We start from the raw sequence: 17,496 nt of genomic DNA on the forward strand, positions 1-17,496 counted from the left end.
ATGTTAAAACCAGTAAAATACATCGAATTAAAAAATGGACAGTTAATGCAGCAGCCAGACCTTGAAATTGACATTGACATCCCGCTGGAGGATGAAACCATCAGAGGTTTTCTTCTGGTCAAGTACAGCGGGCGCCGGTTATATATGAATAAAGATCAGATTGCCAGTATTGAAGTGATAGAACAGGTAAAAAAGCCGCGTTATTCGTTTGATTGAGGTGATGGCCATGGCAAAGGTGATTGATTTTCAGGATTTAGGTTATACGGTTGAAATCGAACCAGCAGCTCCGGCGATCGGACCCGAGATCTTATGACTAAGATCCATATCAGCACTACCAACGACGATGAGTTACGCCGGGTACTCAGATTGTTAAAACCGTTCGCAGATGAAAATAAAGTGAAGATTGTGGACAATAAGCCCCCATACAAGCATGTTTATATTATACCGAAAAAACCGATCAGGTACCGGGAATAAAAGGTTTTAATTGACATATGCCCGTTATGTATGATATAATTTTTGCAACAAAATAACGATGAGTACCCCAATTTTTAATTGGAAGCTTTAGATAAGGCATGGGAAACGATGGGATCATTAATTTGATTACCAATTGTTCCTGTGCCTTTTTTTATTTTGTTAAAAATAGTCCACCCCGGACGTTAAAAGGAGGTTCGTATTATGGATAACGTTATTAATGACGTGATTGATTCAACCCTTACCGGTGATGATCCGGGAACCGTCGAAACACCAGACGGAAAAACTTTTTCACAGGAAGAAGTGAATACCATTATCAGAGACCGATTAGCAAAAGAAAAGGACAAAACCCAGAAACAGTTTGAAGCCATGGAAAAGGAATTCAAGCAAAAAGAGCTTAACCTGAAGGCCAAAGAGCTGCTATCCAGTAAAGGTTTGTCCCTTGATATATTGGATGCTTTAAAGTACGAGGATGAAGACACCCTCAATAAAAGCGTCAACCTCATTGAAAGTATTTTCAAAACCGGCACCAAACCAAAATATGACCCAGCGGCCGGCGGTGCCCCGGATCCTGACCAACAGATCAGGGAAGCGATGGGACTTAAAAAATAAAATTAAAGGAAGTATAAAATATGGCTATAAATTTAGTAACGAAATTCTCACCCTTCGTGGATGAAGTTCTAAAAACAGAGAGTAAAAAATCACTATTAACCAATCAGGATTTTGATTGGACAGGCGCTCATTCCATCAAGATCTATAAAATTACAACGTCACCAATGACAGACTATGACCGATTGGGCACAGGAACAGGCGCAACGGGTTCCCGTTACGGTGAAGTTGCCAGCCTGGGAGCCACCACCGAAGAATTTATCTTAAGTAAAGACAGATCATTCACCTTTGCCATTGACAAGCTGGATCAGGACGAAACGGCCCAGACATTACAGGCAGCAACCGCACTAGCACGGCAAACCCGAGAAATTATCGTCCCGGAAATTGACGCCCATGTGTACGGTAAAATGTGTTTAGGTGCAGGAACCAAACCGGCAGCCCTGGCACTGACTGCCGCTAACATCTATGATCAGATTATCGCAGCTGGTGTTGCCCTGGATGACGCTGAAATACCAGAGACCGAACGCTATCTGCTTTTCAATCCATCCACTTATGTATTGATGAAGAAATCACCGGATATTATCATGGATACCGAAATTAGTAACGATGAACGGATTAAGGGTGTTATCGGCATGATCGATGGTGCCAGAGTATTTAAGGTACCCGCCGGACGATTACCAGCGAAATTTGGGTTCCTGTTAGGTCACCCTATTGCAACAGTAGCCCCTACAAAACTGGAAGACTATAAGACTCACGATAACCCACCAGGGATCAGTGGTTCACTGGTTGAAGGCCGTATCTGTTATGATGCGTTTGTCCTGGAAAACAAAGCAAAAGCTCTATATTATCAGGCAATAGTTTAATGATTAAGCCGCATGAACCTATTAACGGGTTTATGCGGCTATTTTTAAAAGGAGACCTAAATGGAACTTGAGAAATTAAAACAGCTATTGGGGATCACAGGTGCCGATCAGGACGCAGTGTTGCAGTTCTGCATTGACAACGTCACCGAAGCAATCACAGGTTATTGTCATGCGGACACCATCCCCGGCGGCGCAATGAATACCGCTTACCGTATGGCCATGGATTTATACCGCAATGAGAATCTAGGGAGCACCAGCGTAGACAACGGCTTGATTGCCAGTATAACCGAGGGTGACACATCGGTTAGTTATAAAGAAAACACAGATTACACTCAGTCACTGCTGAAGAATTACCGGGCGCAGTTGTCCAGGTATCGAAAAATAGTGTGGTAATACACCCAAAAGAAAGGATGATGGAAAATGAATATAAGACAAAAACGATTTGCAGATGAATACATTATCACCGGTAAAGTTATTCAATCAGCACTAGCGGCGGGGTACAGTGTCCAATATTCAAAATCAGATGCTTGTAAGATACTGGAAAGGCCCGACGTAAAAGAATATATTGATAAACAGATGGAAGCAATCACTTCTGAAAAGACCGCGACCGCTCAGGAAGTTCTGGAATATCTGACTAAAGCTATTCGCTTTGAACTCAATGAAGAAGTTGTGGTGGTAGTTGATGGGTCACCGCAGATTATTACAAAACGGATCTCTCTTAGAGATGCAAATAAATGTGCTGAATTATTGGCCAAACGGCACCGGCTATTAATTGATAAGGTGGAAGCAGACATCAATAGAACGGTTGTATTTGAGGGTGAAAATGAACTCGAGGACTAGCGTTAAACTGCCTGAAAAGATCGGCAAGGGGTATAAGACCTTTTGGAATTTTAAAGGCCGATATCGGGTTGTGAAGGGCGGTCGAGGATCAAAGAAATCAACAACCGCCGCCCAATGGATCATTTACAACATGATGAAGTATCCGCTTGCTAATACGCTGATTGTGCGCCGGGTCTTTAATACACACAAAGATTCAACCTGGACGCAACTAAAATGGGCGACCCATAACCTTAACGTTTCCCACCTCTGGTACTTCAGCAAGTCCCCCTTGGAAGCGACATACACCCCAACCGGGCAAAAGATTCTTTTCCGGGGCCTTGACGATCCGATGGGGATCACCTCAATCACTGTGGAAAAAGGGTATCTGTGTTGGTGCTGGTTTGAAGAAGCCTTTCAGGTCATGGATGAAGACGCATTTAATAAGGTGGATCTATCAATCCGGGGCGAATTGCCAGCGGGTTATTTTAAGCAGATCACGTTAACCCTTAACCCCTGGTCGGAAAAGCATTGGATCAAGAAACGCTTCTTTGATCATCCCGGGCCTGATATATTGGCTATGACCACAAGCTACCAGTGCAATGAGTTCTTAGGCGATGATGACCGTCAAATATTTGAGGACATGAAACAGCGCAACCCCCGGCGTTATTCCATTGAGGGACTAGGTGAATGGGGTATCGCTGAAGGTCTGGTCTATCAGAACTTTCAGGAAATGGCTTTTGATAAAGACGAGATCAGCCGTAAACCATCGGTTACCGCCTATTTTGGCCTTGATTTCGGCTATACCAATGACCCAACAGCCTTTATTGCGCTGCTGGTTGATAAGGAAACAAAATCAATCTTCATTTATGATGAGATCTATAAAAAGGCCCTGACCAACAAGGACATTTACAATGAGATCAGTTACCGGGGTTACGCCAAAGAAAAGATCATTGCTGATGGGGCCGAACCCAAAAGCATTGAAGAACTAAGGCGCTTAGGTTTGCGCCGGATCAAAGCAGCCAGAAAAGGCCCGGATAGTATCATGTTTGGGATTCAAAAGCTTCAGGACTATCAGATATTTGTCCACCCCAATTGTGAAAATACCCTGGTAGAATTTAATAATTATATCTGGGACAACAAAAACGGCCAGATCATCAATAAGCCGGTCGATGATTATAATCATTTACTGGATGCGCTCAGATATGCAGCGGAAAATATCGGCCGTCAATCCGGTATCACAGTCTTAAAATAAGGAGGTAAAAGGATGGAATTAGAAGTAGTAAGGAAATTGATAAAAAAGCACATCAGCGCCCACTCAGCCCTGATAACTGATACCCAGGTAGCAGAGCGCTATTATCGCAATAAGAACGATATTTTAAACAGAGCAGCAAATACTGATGAGGTCGGTAATCCGCTCAGAACAGCAGACAACCGGATTTGTAACAACTTCCACGGTCTCCTGGTCAATCAAAAGGCCAGCTATTTATTCACAGCACCACCATTATTCGATGTGGGCGACGATAGCACCAATAAACGGATAGCAGAAACCCTGGGAGATAATTACCCGAAAGTGTGTAAGGATCTGTGCATTAATGCCAGTAATGCCGGGATTGCATGGCTCCACTATTGGATCAATGCCGGCGGTCAATTTAAGTATGCGGTGATTGATTCTAAACAGGTAATCCCCATCTGGTCTACACAGCTCGAAAAAGAGCTGCTAGGGGTGTTTCGCACCTATACCCAGATTGATGAGGATACCGGCGATACTTATGAAATTTATGAATACTGGAATAATGAAGGGTGCCAATCCTTCCGCAAACTAACCTCAACCAGTATTGAAACCGGGTTGACGGTCTATCCCATGTTTACCAGCTTCCCTGACGGCGAAACCAACAGCATTGAGCATAGTTTTGGCCGGGTGCCGTTTATCCCCTTTATGAATAATAACATTGTGGAAAATGACCTGGTAAACATCAAAGGCCACTCTGACACCTATGATAGTGTATACAGTGGTTTTGCCAATGATCTGGAAGATATTCAAGAGATTATCTTTGTTCTGGCCGGTTATGAAGATGAAGACTTAGGGGTTTTTCTGAATCAGCTGAAGAAGTATAAAACCATCAAAACCAATAATTACAGTGATTCTGATAAGTCGGGATTGTCCACGCTTTCTATTGATATCCCCGTAGAAGCCCGGGAAAAACTCTTAGAGATCACCCGCAAGGCAATCTTTGAGAAGGGCCAGGGCGTTGATCCGCAACAACAGGATTTCGGGAACGCAAGCGGTGTTGCGCTTAAATTCATGTATTCATTGCTGGAGCTGAAAGCCGGTCTATTGGAGACTGAATTTCGTTTAGGTTTTGGAGACTTTATCCGGGCGATCTGTCAATATTTACGGGCTGATTGCAAGACCATCATTCAAACCTGGACGAGAACAGCCATCACCAATGATACTGAAGCCGCTGAAATCTGCAAAGGCTCTTATGGAATTTTATCTGACAAGACGATACTGGCCAATCATCCCTTTGTTGAAAATGTTCAGGCAGAGATCAAAGAGATCGAGGATAAGCGGCGAAAAGAATTAGATTCTTATGGTGCTTTTCCGCTAGAAGCATAGTTTAACGGTGTCCTAAAAATTGAGAGTGTGAGGGGTGTAACGCAATGCGACACCCTTTTTAAAATGGAGGTTTGATCATGACCAATGAAGAACTGGTAAAAGCCTATCAGGATGGCGATAAGGAAGCCATGAATGATATTGTGGTCAATAATAAAGGTCTGGTTTATATGGTTGTCAATTCGTTTTATAACAGCCTTGAATCATCCTACCTTGATCGGGAAGATCTGGAACAGATCGGATATATGGGGTTAATGGAAGCCGTGAAGCATTTCGATCCTTATATGGGTTTTAAGTTCTCATCGTATGCCAGCAAGGCGATCATGGGTTATATTTCCAGAGGTTTGAGGGTTTCTACCCCCTGGGAGAAAAGAAGTGATACCAGCGGGGCCATGGCTCAAGTGATCAGTGCTGACAGTTTCTTACCAGGATCGGAAAGCATGACTTATCTGGATATGATTGAAGATCCAGCCGCTGTTAATGATTTCCACAACCTTATTTGTACCATGGATCAGGAAATACTTCACCGAGATCTGTTTGATGTATTGAATCGTGTGTTTAATGTGGACGATAAGCCCAGGAACGCCATTATTTTAAAGTATGGCCTGACAGGTAGATCACACACTTATCAAGAGATTGGTGACGCTTATGGTGCGCCACTCAACACGGCAAGCGAATGGGTAAAGTCGGGGATCAGGCGTATTAGAAGCTCAAGCGCCGGTCACACATTGAAACGGAAATATATGTTTGAATATGGCTTTTCTTCACGGATGGAGAGTCTGTCACGACTTGAGTATAAAGACCCGGCTTATTATGCCTGGGAAAGAATGCAAATGGAAAAGATGTTGGTAAATAGGGGTCATTAAATTTGACCCCTAAACTGATGCTTTGACCCCTAAAATTACCCCTTAGAGAATTTTGAACGGCATGGATAAAACATACGGGGTTGTGCGAAAAAGGCTATATAATGGGATTCTATGATATTTGATTAATGACGGTTTCATGCCGTTTTTCAGCGTCGTAATAATTCAAATCCCTCCTTCTCCGCCACCATGAACTACGCATCAAATATGATGTTAGATAGAACCTGTTACGTTATAAGTAGCAGGTTTTTTTGTTTGTAAAAAAAAGAAGATCGTATCAATCTCTGTTTTTGGAAGTTGATACGATCTTTTTCTTATTAGGTTAGATTATTGGGTTTCTAAAATATTGGAGCATCGCTCACATAAGTCCATGGGTTACCCCAGATCGTAATAATGCCATCTCCAGGTGTTCCAATATCGATAGTAAAAGTATTATCAATAGTGATGCCACCATTTTTTTGATTATAAATTTTAATACTTAGAATGTTGCCTGAGACATTCATAATACCGTAGGTTCCAGTCATGCCGTCGCGTATGTCTTTAAATTGGATTGGACAATCATGAGATACCTTATTGACGGATTCGAAATAGATAGAATTCTTGCCATCTGTCCATTGACCGGCAATAGATTCCATAATTTCAGCATCGCTACCATAAGTAGTAGGAGTAGGGGCAGGGGCAGGTGCTACTGTTACGGGTGTCTCGACAACTTTTTCCACAATTGTGAATTGCTGACTTGTAATATCAGACAGATTGTTCTTTTCATCGATTACTCTTGCCTTTAAAGTGGTTGTTGTACTGATGGTGATTGGTGATTCATACTTTTTTGAGTTGGTCAAAGGATCGCTTCCATCGATCGTATAATAAATCGTACCAAAAGTATTTGGGTTATTGACGGTAACGGTGGAAGAAGCGTCAGCATTTGCAACTGATGTTATTGTGGGAGCAGTTACCTCAACAGTCGAAAAGGGCATAGTTATGATGTTTGATGAGGCGGCATAGGTTAATCCGCCTGCCAATACAATTACCAGTACAACACATAAACCGATAATTATAAGTCGCTTGCTTTTTTTGGTTGGTGAGATGGTATCACCACTATGGGGATCAGATAAATTATTTTTGTCAGCATTTTCATCCATTTGTTGTTATCCTTTCAAATACAGTGTTTAGCTCGTTTGAAACTCAATCAAAGTCTTGCAAATTCCTTATACAAATATTTCTACAATTCAATCCATTGTAAATCGCTTCTAGGGATGTAGCTATTGATGATTTTATCGGCTGCATCTTTTGTAATCGTGCGATTTAGATTTTTGGCATCATTTAAAATATAATAAGGTTTCTCATATTTAACCGTTTGGACAGTGGCTGTGGTATTTTCATTGAGTTTATAAAATGTATCGGCGTGAGCACTTATGCCACCGCTTCCATAGCATCTAATTATTTGATTCTCACAAATCGTATAAATTGCGCGATAACCCATAGTGTAAATATCAAATATTCGTTCAGTTGTGCCATTATTTAATCTGTATACATCATATATCTGAAAATCATTTGGATGAACACTATTATGATATTTGGGATTATACATAGCAATTACTAATTCAGGTGAGGAATCACCAGAAATATCTTCAACAATATAGTACAACTTGGTCTTGTAGCTGCTCAAATAAAGCTCTTTATTTACATCGGGCAGACTTTTTAAAACTTCACTAGAAAAGCCATTAGCTTCTGCAGTGCGATATTCCTGTAAAATCGGCGAGTAAGGAGCTTCTATATTCTCTTTGAATGGATTAGCTGTTGCTCCAGGTGCAGGATTACCTTTGGGTACAATTTTGATTTCGATTCCTTCCAAACGGTAGCCATAACCAGCGGTGCCTGATTCAGCGCCATTAGAAGCCCAGTCCAACCAACCAACATTTTGCGCATGAACTCGGTAATAAATATCAAATAGTTCGGCATCATTACCAGTAAGATTAATTTTGATTGCTTCCAACCGCAGACCTTGTCCAGAAGTGCCACTCATCACTCCATTTGATTTAAAATCTTGCCAGCCGATATTTTGAATGTGGGTACTGTATTCAACATTTAAATCATAACCTTGATTGTTAAGCTTGATTTCAATCCCTTCTAATCGCAGACCTTGACCGGAAGTGCCACTCATCGTGCCATTAGATTTCCAGTCTTGCCAGCCAATGTTTTCAACATGAGTTCTATAGGTGCAATTGGGAACAGTTGTAGCATTGACAGTTTGACTATCATTATTAACAACTTGATTTTCTGCCATTACACCCATAGGAATGACAGTAAATAGTAGAATTAGCATAACTAATATACTCACTCCGTTTTGGATTTTCTTTTTCATTTTTTTTTACCTCTCTCGTTAGAATTATTTATATATAAGAGATGCCTATTTCAAATGAACCCTAAGGCTAAAAATGACATCTCATAAAAAATAAAGATATGTGATGGACGGACTAATGGTCAATGTTAAGGTTTGAAAAAATCTGAGTAATTTTCAACAGCGGTGAGTTAATAATAATTTGATTTTGATTGATTTTATTTAGAACGATAAAATTTGAAATTGGCTATGGTAATCACTCCATCAGAAAGTGATTCAGCATCAGTTATATCAGAGTAAATGGGAGCACTATAACAATCAAAGTCAATAACAATTTTACCATCAGGCTTTTCTATTAATGAATAAGATCCTGAACGTGGCGTTCTATTGTCAATGTATTCAGTATAATGATTTTCAATAAGAACATATTTGACATACGAAGCTTCAGAAATCCAAGTTCCTTCTAATTCATCTTGAATCATCAATAACTTAGATTTGATAAATGGATTAGCTGTTGCACCAGGAGCAGGATCACCTTTGGGAGTGACTTTGATTTCAATTCCTTCCAAACGATAGCCTAAACCGGCAGTACCCGATTCAGCACCATTAGAAGCCCAGTCCAACCAACCAACATTTTGGGCATGAACTCGGTAATAAATATCAAATTTATCAGCATCATTACCAGTTAGATTAATTTTGATAGCTTCTAACCGGAGCCCCTGGCCAGATGTGCCACTCATCGTTCCATTGGATTTAAAATCTTGCCAGCCAATGTTTTGAATGTGTGTACTATACTCAACACCAAGATCATTTCCTTGATTGTCAAGTTTGATTTCAATCCCTTCCAAACGTAAACCTTGGGCTGAAGTACCACTCATAGTGCCATCAGTTTTCCAATCTTGCCAGCCAACATTTTGTACATGGGTTCGGTATGAACAACTGATGTTCTCTGGTACATCGTTTTTAATGACATAATCAGAGATGTTTTTTGTACATGTTTTGCCACTGTTGTCTTTAGCGTCAACAAAGAGTGAATATGTGCCAGCAGTCGTTGGTTTGAAAGTGGCCGTATTTACAGAAGAAAAATCTTTTAGAACAACGGTAGAATTGTTTAAACGATAATAAAATTTGTATTGATAAGGGGCTTCACCAGCCGTCGCTGCTGCTGTCAAATTAATGGCAGAATTAGTGACTTGGCCAGAGGGTTTATCAGCAGTGAATTTGCTAATTGAATAACCTGGAATTACCGTTACATTACAAGTAAGGGTATGACAATCGGCATTAGTAGTACTCAAAAGGTTATATGTGATTTCATAATTGCCAGGGATTGAAGTATCAATCGAGTTGACGGCCTGTCCTTCATGCTTGATCGTTGTTTTATAAGTCATTTTATTTAAATAGCTTGTATCCTGATCCAACCATGAATCATATAGGTTTTTGTATTTTTCTAAATCACTATAGTTTGTTCCAGATTTCGTTTTGAATATTGGTTTAGGAAGAGTAAAAGAATCACCGACATTTATTTGATAAGTATTTTTTTCTAATGAAAAGTATACTTTAGGTATTTGTCCAAAATTTGTTTGGATTACAAGCGCATCTGTCCAGGTTGAAACAGGATAACCCTGCGTAAAATCAAAAGCACAGTTACGGACAATCGTATCCCAATGATCAAATGATGCGATTGCTTCAAAATTAAGATCATCAAGTTTAACGCAATTGTTAAATGTATCACCTGTTAACACTGTATTTTGGGGCAAAACAACCTTTTCCAAATTTGTGCAGTTTTCAAAAGCCCTAGATCTAATTAACGGATTAACATTAGTTAAGTCTATTGATTTAAGAGATGTGCAATTGCCGAAAGCATCATAGCTAAGTGTGGCACCATAGGGTAACGTAACCTCTTCTAAACTTGAACAGTTATAAAATAAACCTTTACCTAAATTTGGATTAACGTTTGATAAATCAATAGATTTAAGTGAGGTACAGTTTTCAAACATCTCCTCACTCAAGATTGCGCCATCCTGGAAAATGACTTCTTCTAAGTTTTCACATCTTTGAAATGATGTAACACTAGTTTCAGTTACATTTGAAAGATCTATTTTTCTAAGATTAACAAGTGTATCATGGATAAAACCAGTGGTAACTTTTACGCCAGGTCCAGCATTAATTTTAAGTGATGTGATTTGTTCATATTTAGAAATCCCCATCGAAATCATTTTTTTACTAACATCAGATTTCAAACTACCGGTTTCAGAAAGAGTGACTTCAATCGAAACTCCACTTGTATTCACCTGGTCTGCTTGATCAGCTTCGGAGTCAGTTATCTGGTTAACGTCACTTTGCTGTATTTCAGTTTCAGCTTGTGTTGCAGTATTTGTTTCAAGTAAAACGTTTTCATCCTCAGTTGAGATATCCTCGGCCAAAACTCCTGATGGAATTGCAGCAAATAGTGAAATAAGTATGATAAATATACTTATTCCATTTCTAATCTTTCTTTTCATTTTCTACCTCTCTCATTTAAAATTTAATAAATCTATATTAGAGCGATTGTTATTAAACTGAATCCCGTAAAGATAACAGATTATTAGCAATATCACATGAAAAATGGAAAACAAACTCATTTTTTATCGAACTATGTTGGATTAAAAGAAATTATATCATAGAAATGAAGAGTAATACAATGACATTATATAGCAATAAAAATCTGAATGCAACCTAAATAGACTTGCATAATAGATTGCAAAAATGGCGTATATCAGTCTAGTCAATTTACACGTACAATGGTCATAAAAGAAATAAGGAGGTTACCCAGATGTTTGTTGTCAAAAAACCGGTAACCATCAATAAGACCATACGCTTGCCGGAAGAATTGGTTAAACGACTGGAAATAGTTGCCAGTGATAAGGATATATCGCTGAATCAGTTAATTGTACAATGCTGTGAATATGCGCTAAAAGACTTAGCGGATGATCCGATAGATAAAGGTCAACAATCATAGCATGTTGCCAAAGATCCATTTTGATAAGATTAGTATACAAAAACACCCTGGACAGAATTTGTCTTTTGCAAAAGAATAACAATTTTTTTCGTTTTATATGTGGTTTCTTTCCTTCAGGCTACAAAATGAATCATCTGAACCGATAATGATGTGATCCAACAGTTCAATACCCATGATTTTACCAGCGTCTTTAATACGAGTAGTGATATTAATGTCTTCCTGGGACGGTTCAGGATCTCCTGAAGGATGATTGTGAAAAAGGATAATACCGGCAGCATTTGACAGAATAGCAGTTTTAAATACTTCTCTGGGATGAACCAGTGAGCTGTTAAGTGTCCCGGTACTAACAATCGTGATCGAAACCGGCTGATTTTTGTTATCCAGGCAACAGACCAAAACTTGTTCACGATCCAGGTCTTCCAAGAATCGTTTGCCCAACCCAGCTGCTTCCGAAGGTGTTGTCAATCGTCGTACATCATAAAGGATACTGCCTTCTTTGATCATTTTAAGTGAAATGACATTGATGCGTTTTGCAGATGTTTCTTTTGACATATTAGAATTTCCTTTCTGAGTTAAAAAAATAATAGCCCTAATCTCAATCACAAGAGATTAGGGCTTATCAATTGTTAGAAGAAATAAATCTCCATGATAATAGAAGATTATACAGTCGAACTGATTAACTTTTTCTGTTCCCGTTCATCAATGGCTTTCAATTCTTCAGTTTTGTAACCACGGTAATCCTTCCATGACTCCAGTACCCATTCATTTCTGACACTGGGGGTTAAGGGATGGAGAAAGTGACGAATTCCATAATCTTTAATGCAATAGACCTTTTCAAAATAGATCGATAACAGTGACAATACCTGCTTTTCACGCTCCCCATGCTTCTTATTATTTTCAGCCAGTTTTCCCCAGGCAAAGATAATCTTGCCATTGTCACTTTTAAAGGTTTTATCACAACTGGCCTTAATACAGGCATCCGTTGTCTCATCCCATAATCCAGCAGGATCTTTAATCTTCTTCACATCCACACCCACCTTTGAATAAAGGTTTAACAATTCAAATGAACCAAAGCCCAGGGATTCAACGTTATTAGTAATGAGCTGGGTGGTTAAATCAGTCGATACATTAGACAGACCGCTAGGTGAGATGGAAATGACCGTAGCAGTTGGTAATACCTTATCCCATTCTTTCCTGAGATTGTAGCGATGAACACCATCATCCGAGAAAAGTGATTCCGCTTTAATAACGATTTTTTCAGATTTCATTTTTTCCTCCCATTATTTCTTAGTCGTTCTGGGTCGTCGAACAGTCGGTTTGGTAGCAACGTACAGGGCAATGGCAGCCACAGCTCCTTCAAAAAATTCAACCGCACTAAATGCGGCAATGGTTGCAAACATAAACATCATTTCTCCTCATGAAAAATATTTGGGTTAACCAAGGCAACCCATGAGCCTATCAATTGAAAATCACTTTTGATTCAAGCGGTTTCGGCACTTAGAATATGATCAAGAGTGACAATCACCGCTAAGGTTCCGAAGAATCCGACAACATACCACATAAAATAACCCCCTTTCATGATTTAAAAGCATCAGTATTCCGATGCCAGCAAAAATGTGTGATGATCACCATCGTCAATAACATAAATCTTGGTTGTGATAATCCGGTCTTCCGGAAGGGTGAGATAGACGGTTTTTTCAAAAGGCGGAACTTCCTGAGAGTGAACCACACGTTGACAATAAGAACCATTGGATGAGACCTTATCCAACTTAAAAACCTGGAGATAATCCATCACTGTTAAAGATCGTTTGGCTTTTTCCAAACAATCATAAATCATCAGCTGGGTCTCAATGGGAACCTCAGTCTGGAATCCCCGGGTCATGTAGCCGGGATTGTTAAATGCCATCGTAAAACCTCCTAAATAAAAATAGACTTAGGCGTTTGCAAAACGCCACAGCCCGCATAATAACGGGATATTTCTGACATAAAAAAATATAACTCCTCACCAGATTGTGATAAAATTGAGTTGCTAAAAAACAAATCTATCAACCTGAAAGGAGTTATATCATGACTATTTTATCACAAAAACAGCTTTCTTTGGCTGAAATTTATTCTGATTGCACTCATTTTTTTGAAAGTGACAAACATCACTTTCTTTCGCTACTGGAAGAGAATCTGAATCTTCACGCGTTGATTCCGCATTCTTTTTATCAGCATTATTACCGCGCGCATGGCCGACATCGGGATTTTGATCTTTGTTCGATTCTCTGGGCGCTGATCCTGCAGCGGATTTTTTCCATCCCCACGGATACACTCCTGATTACGTTTCTCAAGTTTTCCAGAGAACTCCGCGATTTTTGCGGTTTTAACCGGGTACCCCATGCGTCACAACTGACCCGTTTCAAAAAAACATACCTGTTGGACTTACAATCGCTCTTTCATCGTCTTGTTGATGTGACTGAGCCGATCTGCCAGAAAATTGATGCCGATAAAGCAATGATGACCATTTTTGATACCTCCGGAATTGAAGCCTACGTCACTGAAAACAATCCCAAATTTGCCAATAAAATTATTAAGCAGCTCAAAGCATTCAAAAAATCCCACCAGCTTGATGACGCCTATGATCCCTATAAGGCGGCTTACGGCTCAATGCCCACGCACGCGAAATCCAATCCGGAAATCAAACAGCTCTACATTAATGGTCATTTCTGTTACGTCTACAAATTCGGCATCATTACCAATGGCCTTGGCATTGTCCGGGATATCACTTTCTATGATGCGAATTTTCTGGCTGATCATCCGGAGATTTCTGTCGAGAAAAAATCAGATTCTCCCGATGAGGACAAATCGCTTCATGATACCAAAGCCCTGATTCCGGTTCTTTCAGACTTCTTTAAAAAGCACCCGCTGATTGTCCCCAAACTTTTCATTGGTGATGCTGCTTTTGACAGTTCTGCGATTTATCAGTCTCTCCTTGGGGAACTGAAATTTGAAAAAGCTTTCATTCCATTGAATCAGCGTGGTAAACTTTCCTATCCGGATTGTCCGGTTAATGCAGATGGCATTCCCTGTTGTCCAAACGATCCGTCACTTCCCATGAAATCTGAAGGGCGGGCCAAACGAAAGAACGGCCTGGTTCGGTTTAAATTCACCTGTCCCAAAACAAAATGGATCAAACAGGAAGCCGGGAAAGCTAAACGTCAGTGTTTCTGTGAAAATCCCTGTACTTCGTCTTCCTGTGGTCGGATGTTTTACGTCTACCCTGAAAAGAATCTTCGGGCCTACCCCGGAACCCTTCGTGGGACACTCGAATGGGCTCGAATCTATAAGATCCGGGGCGTCGTTGAGCAATCCATCAATCACTTCAAAGACAGTTTCTGTCTGGCCAACCGTAAAACTCAAAATGCCAAGACACTTCACGCCGATTTGCTGTTGGCCGGAATTACCCAGCTGATTACTGCAATTCTTTCCGATAATATTCATCAGCATCAGTACTTACGCAGTCTTAAACCACTCGTTGCCTAGTTGGACTCTTTATCTTCTTTGCCCAGCTTTTATTTTTGCGCTCTTTTTTCATCTTCTTCAACATTTTAATTGTTTTGTTGTTCCGTTTCCTTCCGACTTCACGAATTCTGTCTGGCTCTTACCACCGAATTTTCTGAGCTCCAAATCTTTTTCATTTCGCAATTACCTAAAAAATAGACTGATCGCTCAGTCTGATGATAAATAAACCTAATTTTCCAGCTTCCCTGGCATCCCAATTAATTATTGTATTGCCAGGGGTGTTTGCAGTTTGAATTAAATCTCCATTTGGTTTTGAATGTTCTTTGGAGTAATGGACTCCGGAATAATAAAATACAACGCATAATCACTCCCTAAAAGAACCAGACAACAGTAATAACCTTTGATAAGATCAACAAGCTCACAAATAGCAGTGTCCAAATTAATGGCGGTCATTTGAATGATGCGCTGGAAATCAGCAGGGTTTTCGATACCGATCACATAACCGCCAAGATCACGTATCGGATCTCGTTTGGAACCATAACTTTCGTCAAGGGTTGAGAGAACATCAGTGATAAAAATCTGCACTTCATTGGGGAGTGCACAAAAACGAATACAAGCTTCGTCTAAACGATTTGAAATATTGATTAACTGATACATAAAAAATTCCTTTCGTATATTTCGTTCAAGAAAATAATATATATTTAAAATGATGGTTTAATTCGGAACCTAAAAAATTGCATGAACTTTTTTAAATTTTGAATTTTTCAGCTTCCCTAGGATCCCAGTTATTCAGAATTGGGAAGCAAGGGATGCTGGAAAACTGAAATAAAAAAGTTGCTAGCGACTAATCGCTCTATTGTTCTACAGATAATATATTTTTATTGATAGGTTCAAATACAGTAGATATAATGGAATGAACTGAACTGGAGTTCTGCGTTTTTATTTAAAAAATGGTTTGAAAAAATTGACGAATCCGAGGAGTAGAATAAATGAGTGACGAAAATCAAGCAACGATGAAAGCTCTTGAGAAAAAAGTAAAAAGAAGCGACATTATTAATGACATGATTAAAGAAAATCGTTCATTAATAAAAGAAGAATATGACCTAAAAAAGGAAAAAAGCAGTAAAAAGATCGCTGAAAACTTTGATGATATGTTAGCAGGGAAAAAAGAGATGTATCGCGAAGCTATTGAAAAGATTTTCAGGAATCTTAAAATTGATCATTTGAAATATAAACAAAATGAAAAATATTATTATCCTGAATTGTTTGAAGAATTGCTTAAAACATTTTTATCTGAAAAGGGGAGCAGGGGAATTTCAAAGAAAAAAACGGGGGATAAGGAGGAAATAGAAAAACAATATGGAGAGATCAACTTTTCCGATTTTCGAAAAAAATTTAACTTAAAAAAAATTTCACAGATAGAATACAGAGAGAAGATTTTATTTTTTGAATCCGTTTATGAACGTTTGCTTCTGCATTATAAGGGGACAGAGTACGAGAGTAAAATTCAAGCAGATTTTGATGAGCTGAAAATTCAATATGATAAGTATAAAGTGTTTTACATAGAAATAGTATCACTTCAAAACAAAATAGAAAACTGTTTAAAAAGATTAATCGAAAAAACGGTACCTGAAATAATGGCTATTAATGGTCTCAACATCGCTACCATGAGAAGACAAATTCGTTCATTTGCAGAAGATCCTACTTTTGAGGGGGTTAAAAACCTTGCGAAAATTTACGATATTGATGAGAGCTTGACAGTGGTTCGTAAAGAATTAATTGATCAAAAGAATCAATTGAGTACTATTGATATCGTATCGAGGATGGAATTATTTCGGGCAGACCGATTAATATTGCTCGAAACATTACAAGAATTTTTAAAAGACGCAATCTTTGACTGGAATTTGCATTATAGAAGAACATTTCTTGAAGAACGAAGGACTGTAATTTTTAAAGACTATCAAGAAAGACATCCTGATTTTCAGATTTGCTTTGGGGAACCAACAGAGGAGATGAACACAAAAAACGAGCTAAATAAAACTGATGAAAATGGTGAAAACACATTGGATCCTTTTGAAATTGATGCTTTAAAATTTATGAGTCCTCAAAAGTTGGAACTGTTAGCAAAATACGATTATCAACAAGCAAAATTGGGCTATGTAGATTTCGTAAGTGAGGACAATGGCTTGTTTGCATTATGTGGTAATAATCCGAAAAAAATGCTCAATTTACTTCATGAAGGGGTTGAAACTATGGGTGAAAATCATGACGTTAATAAACGATTTAAAAAAGTTAAAGAAAGATTCATTGGAAGTTTGACTTTGGAAGATTATGAAAAATTGCTTAAATGGGCAGGAGTCCTGGAGTAAAGGTTAGCTTGCTAAAGCAGACCAAATAATTTTAATTAGTAAGTGTAC

17 protein-coding genes and 1 pseudogene are annotated in these 17,496 nt (G+C 39.1%); 11 read left to right on the top strand and 7 right to left on the bottom strand.

Going from position 1 to position 17,496, the window contains the following annotated elements; translation table 11 throughout:
* From GH808_RS09070 to GH808_RS09105, 8 genes are all read left to right on the top strand, one after another.
* Positions 1 to 216: a hypothetical protein gene (locus GH808_RS09070; protein WP_186842461.1), complete on the top strand. Its 216-nt coding sequence runs from the start codon at positions 1 to 3 to the stop codon at positions 214 to 216.
* Positions 217 to 675: 459 nt separating this feature from the next.
* Positions 676 to 1,083 carry a capsid assembly scaffolding protein Gp46 family protein gene (locus tag GH808_RS09075; protein ID WP_186842462.1) on the top strand — a complete coding sequence of 136 codons (408 nt, stop codon included), beginning with the start codon at positions 676 to 678 and terminating at the stop codon, positions 1,081 to 1,083.
* A 20-nt stretch (positions 1,084 to 1,103) separates the two neighbouring features.
* Positions 1,104 to 1,943, top strand: coding sequence for a major capsid protein (locus tag GH808_RS09080; RefSeq protein WP_186842463.1), 840 nt, complete (start codon positions 1,104 to 1,106; stop codon positions 1,941 to 1,943).
* Between the two features lie 60 nt (positions 1,944 to 2,003).
* A complete protein-coding gene (locus GH808_RS09085; RefSeq protein ID WP_186842464.1) occupies positions 2,004 to 2,336 on the top strand; it encodes a phage head-tail connector protein in 333 nt (110 codons plus the stop codon).
* Positions 2,337 to 2,363: 27 nt separating this feature from the next.
* Positions 2,364 to 2,783, top strand: a complete 420-nt coding sequence (locus GH808_RS09090) for a terminase small subunit (RefSeq protein WP_186842465.1) — start codon at positions 2,364 to 2,366, stop codon at positions 2,781 to 2,783.
* Positions 2,767 to 4,014, top strand: coding sequence for a PBSX family phage terminase large subunit (locus GH808_RS09095; protein WP_186842466.1), 1,248 nt, complete (start codon positions 2,767 to 2,769; stop codon positions 4,012 to 4,014). Before GH808_RS09090 ends, GH808_RS09095 begins: the two co-directional genes overlap by 17 nt.
* A gap of 12 nt (positions 4,015 to 4,026) precedes the next feature.
* Entirely contained in the window at positions 4,027 to 5,379 is a 1,353-nt protein-coding gene (locus tag GH808_RS09100; RefSeq protein ID WP_186842467.1) for a phage portal protein, read from the top strand.
* Between the two features lie 77 nt (positions 5,380 to 5,456).
* Complete coding sequence (locus GH808_RS09105; RefSeq protein WP_186842468.1) at positions 5,457 to 6,242, top strand: sigma-70 family RNA polymerase sigma factor; 786 nt, start codon at positions 5,457 to 5,459, stop codon at positions 6,240 to 6,242.
* Between the two features lie 335 nt (positions 6,243 to 6,577).
* On the opposite strand, the gene GH808_RS09110 is transcribed toward GH808_RS09105, so the two are convergent.
* The 3 genes from GH808_RS09110 to GH808_RS09120 form a co-directional block, all read right to left on the bottom strand.
* Positions 6,578 to 7,378 (bottom strand): chitobiase/beta-hexosaminidase C-terminal domain-containing protein, encoded by an 801-nt coding sequence (locus tag GH808_RS09110; protein ID WP_186842469.1) that lies wholly within the window; start codon positions 7,376 to 7,378, stop codon positions 6,578 to 6,580.
* Positions 7,379 to 7,458: 80 nt separating this feature from the next.
* Positions 7,459 to 8,601 carry an Ig domain-containing protein gene (locus GH808_RS09115; protein ID WP_186842470.1) on the bottom strand — a complete coding sequence of 381 codons (1,143 nt, stop codon included), beginning with the start codon at positions 8,599 to 8,601 and terminating at the stop codon, positions 7,459 to 7,461.
* Positions 8,602 to 8,795: 194 nt separating this feature from the next.
* Positions 8,796 to 11,078, bottom strand: coding sequence for a leucine-rich repeat protein (locus GH808_RS09120; RefSeq protein WP_186842471.1), 2,283 nt, complete (start codon positions 11,076 to 11,078; stop codon positions 8,796 to 8,798).
* Positions 11,079 to 11,389: 311 nt separating this feature from the next.
* Here GH808_RS09120 and GH808_RS09125 point away from each other — a divergent pair, with 311 nt between their 5' ends.
* Positions 11,390 to 11,575 (top strand): toxin-antitoxin system HicB family antitoxin, encoded by a 186-nt coding sequence (locus GH808_RS09125; RefSeq protein WP_186842472.1) that lies wholly within the window; start codon positions 11,390 to 11,392, stop codon positions 11,573 to 11,575.
* A gap of 93 nt (positions 11,576 to 11,668) precedes the next feature.
* Here the strand turns inward: GH808_RS09125 and GH808_RS09130 are convergent, their stop codons facing one another.
* The 3 genes from GH808_RS09130 to GH808_RS09140 form a co-directional block, all read right to left on the bottom strand.
* Positions 11,669 to 12,127 carry a JAB domain-containing protein gene (locus tag GH808_RS09130; protein WP_186842473.1) on the bottom strand — a complete coding sequence of 153 codons (459 nt, stop codon included), beginning with the start codon at positions 12,125 to 12,127 and terminating at the stop codon, positions 11,669 to 11,671.
* A 107-nt stretch (positions 12,128 to 12,234) separates the two neighbouring features.
* Positions 12,235 to 12,843: a DUF1643 domain-containing protein gene (locus GH808_RS09135; protein ID WP_186842474.1), complete on the bottom strand. Its 609-nt coding sequence runs from the start codon at positions 12,841 to 12,843 to the stop codon at positions 12,235 to 12,237.
* Positions 12,844 to 13,166: 323 nt separating this feature from the next.
* Complete coding sequence (locus GH808_RS09140; RefSeq protein WP_186842475.1) at positions 13,167 to 13,481, bottom strand: DUF960 family protein; 315 nt, start codon at positions 13,479 to 13,481, stop codon at positions 13,167 to 13,169.
* 167 nt (positions 13,482 to 13,648) lie between these two features.
* Here GH808_RS09140 and GH808_RS09145 point away from each other — a divergent pair.
* Positions 13,649 to 15,029: pseudogene (locus GH808_RS09145) on the top strand (transposase).
* Between the two features lie 344 nt (positions 15,030 to 15,373).
* On the opposite strand, the gene GH808_RS09150 reads toward GH808_RS09145, so the two are convergent.
* A complete protein-coding gene (locus tag GH808_RS09150) occupies positions 15,374 to 15,736 on the bottom strand; it encodes a hypothetical protein (RefSeq protein ID WP_186842476.1) in 363 nt (120 codons plus the stop codon).
* A 332-nt stretch (positions 15,737 to 16,068) separates the two neighbouring features.
* On the opposite strand from GH808_RS09150, the gene GH808_RS09155 reads away from it, so the two are divergent.
* Positions 16,069 to 17,448 (top strand): hypothetical protein, encoded by a 1,380-nt coding sequence (locus GH808_RS09155; RefSeq protein ID WP_186842477.1) that lies wholly within the window; start codon positions 16,069 to 16,071, stop codon positions 17,446 to 17,448.
* The last annotated feature ends 48 nt before the right edge of the window (positions 17,449 to 17,496 follow it).

The sequence above is a fragment of the Acetobacterium fimetarium genome (assembly GCF_014284475.1).
Lineage (GTDB): Bacteria > Bacillota > Clostridia > Eubacteriales > Eubacteriaceae > Acetobacterium > Acetobacterium fimetarium.

Excerpts from the sequence above, each read along its gene's own strand:
- GH808_RS09070 (WP_186842461.1), top strand. The coding sequence starts at position 1 with ATGTTAAAACCAGTAAAATACATCGAATTAAAAAATGGACAGTTAATG.
- GH808_RS09075 (WP_186842462.1), top strand. The coding sequence starts at position 676 with ATGGATAACGTTATTAATGACGTGATTGATTCAACCCTTACCGGTGAT.
- GH808_RS09080 (WP_186842463.1), top strand. The coding sequence starts at position 1,104 with ATGGCTATAAATTTAGTAACGAAATTCTCACCCTTCGTGGATGAAGTT.
- GH808_RS09085 (WP_186842464.1), top strand. The coding sequence starts at position 2,004 with ATGGAACTTGAGAAATTAAAACAGCTATTGGGGATCACAGGTGCCGAT.
- GH808_RS09090 (WP_186842465.1), top strand. The coding sequence starts at position 2,364 with ATGAATATAAGACAAAAACGATTTGCAGATGAATACATTATCACCGGT.
- GH808_RS09095 (WP_186842466.1), top strand. The coding sequence starts at position 2,767 with ATGAACTCGAGGACTAGCGTTAAACTGCCTGAAAAGATCGGCAAGGGG.
- GH808_RS09100 (WP_186842467.1), top strand. The coding sequence starts at position 4,027 with ATGGAATTAGAAGTAGTAAGGAAATTGATAAAAAAGCACATCAGCGCC.
- GH808_RS09105 (WP_186842468.1), top strand. The coding sequence starts at position 5,457 with ATGACCAATGAAGAACTGGTAAAAGCCTATCAGGATGGCGATAAGGAA.
- GH808_RS09110 (WP_186842469.1), bottom strand. The coding sequence starts at position 7,378 with ATGGATGAAAATGCTGACAAAAATAATTTATCTGATCCCCATAGTGGT.
- GH808_RS09115 (WP_186842470.1), bottom strand. The coding sequence starts at position 8,601 with ATGAAAAAGAAAATCCAAAACGGAGTGAGTATATTAGTTATGCTAATT.
- GH808_RS09120 (WP_186842471.1), bottom strand. The coding sequence starts at position 11,078 with ATGAAAAGAAAGATTAGAAATGGAATAAGTATATTTATCATACTTATT.
- GH808_RS09125 (WP_186842472.1), top strand. The coding sequence starts at position 11,390 with ATGTTTGTTGTCAAAAAACCGGTAACCATCAATAAGACCATACGCTTG.
- GH808_RS09130 (WP_186842473.1), bottom strand. The coding sequence starts at position 12,127 with ATGTCAAAAGAAACATCTGCAAAACGCATCAATGTCATTTCACTTAAA.
- GH808_RS09135 (WP_186842474.1), bottom strand. The coding sequence starts at position 12,843 with ATGAAATCTGAAAAAATCGTTATTAAAGCGGAATCACTTTTCTCGGAT.
- GH808_RS09140 (WP_186842475.1), bottom strand. The coding sequence starts at position 13,481 with ATGGCATTTAACAATCCCGGCTACATGACCCGGGGATTCCAGACTGAG.
- GH808_RS09150 (WP_186842476.1), bottom strand. The coding sequence starts at position 15,736 with ATGTATCAGTTAATCAATATTTCAAATCGTTTAGACGAAGCTTGTATT.
- GH808_RS09155 (WP_186842477.1), top strand. The coding sequence starts at position 16,069 with ATGAGTGACGAAAATCAAGCAACGATGAAAGCTCTTGAGAAAAAAGTA.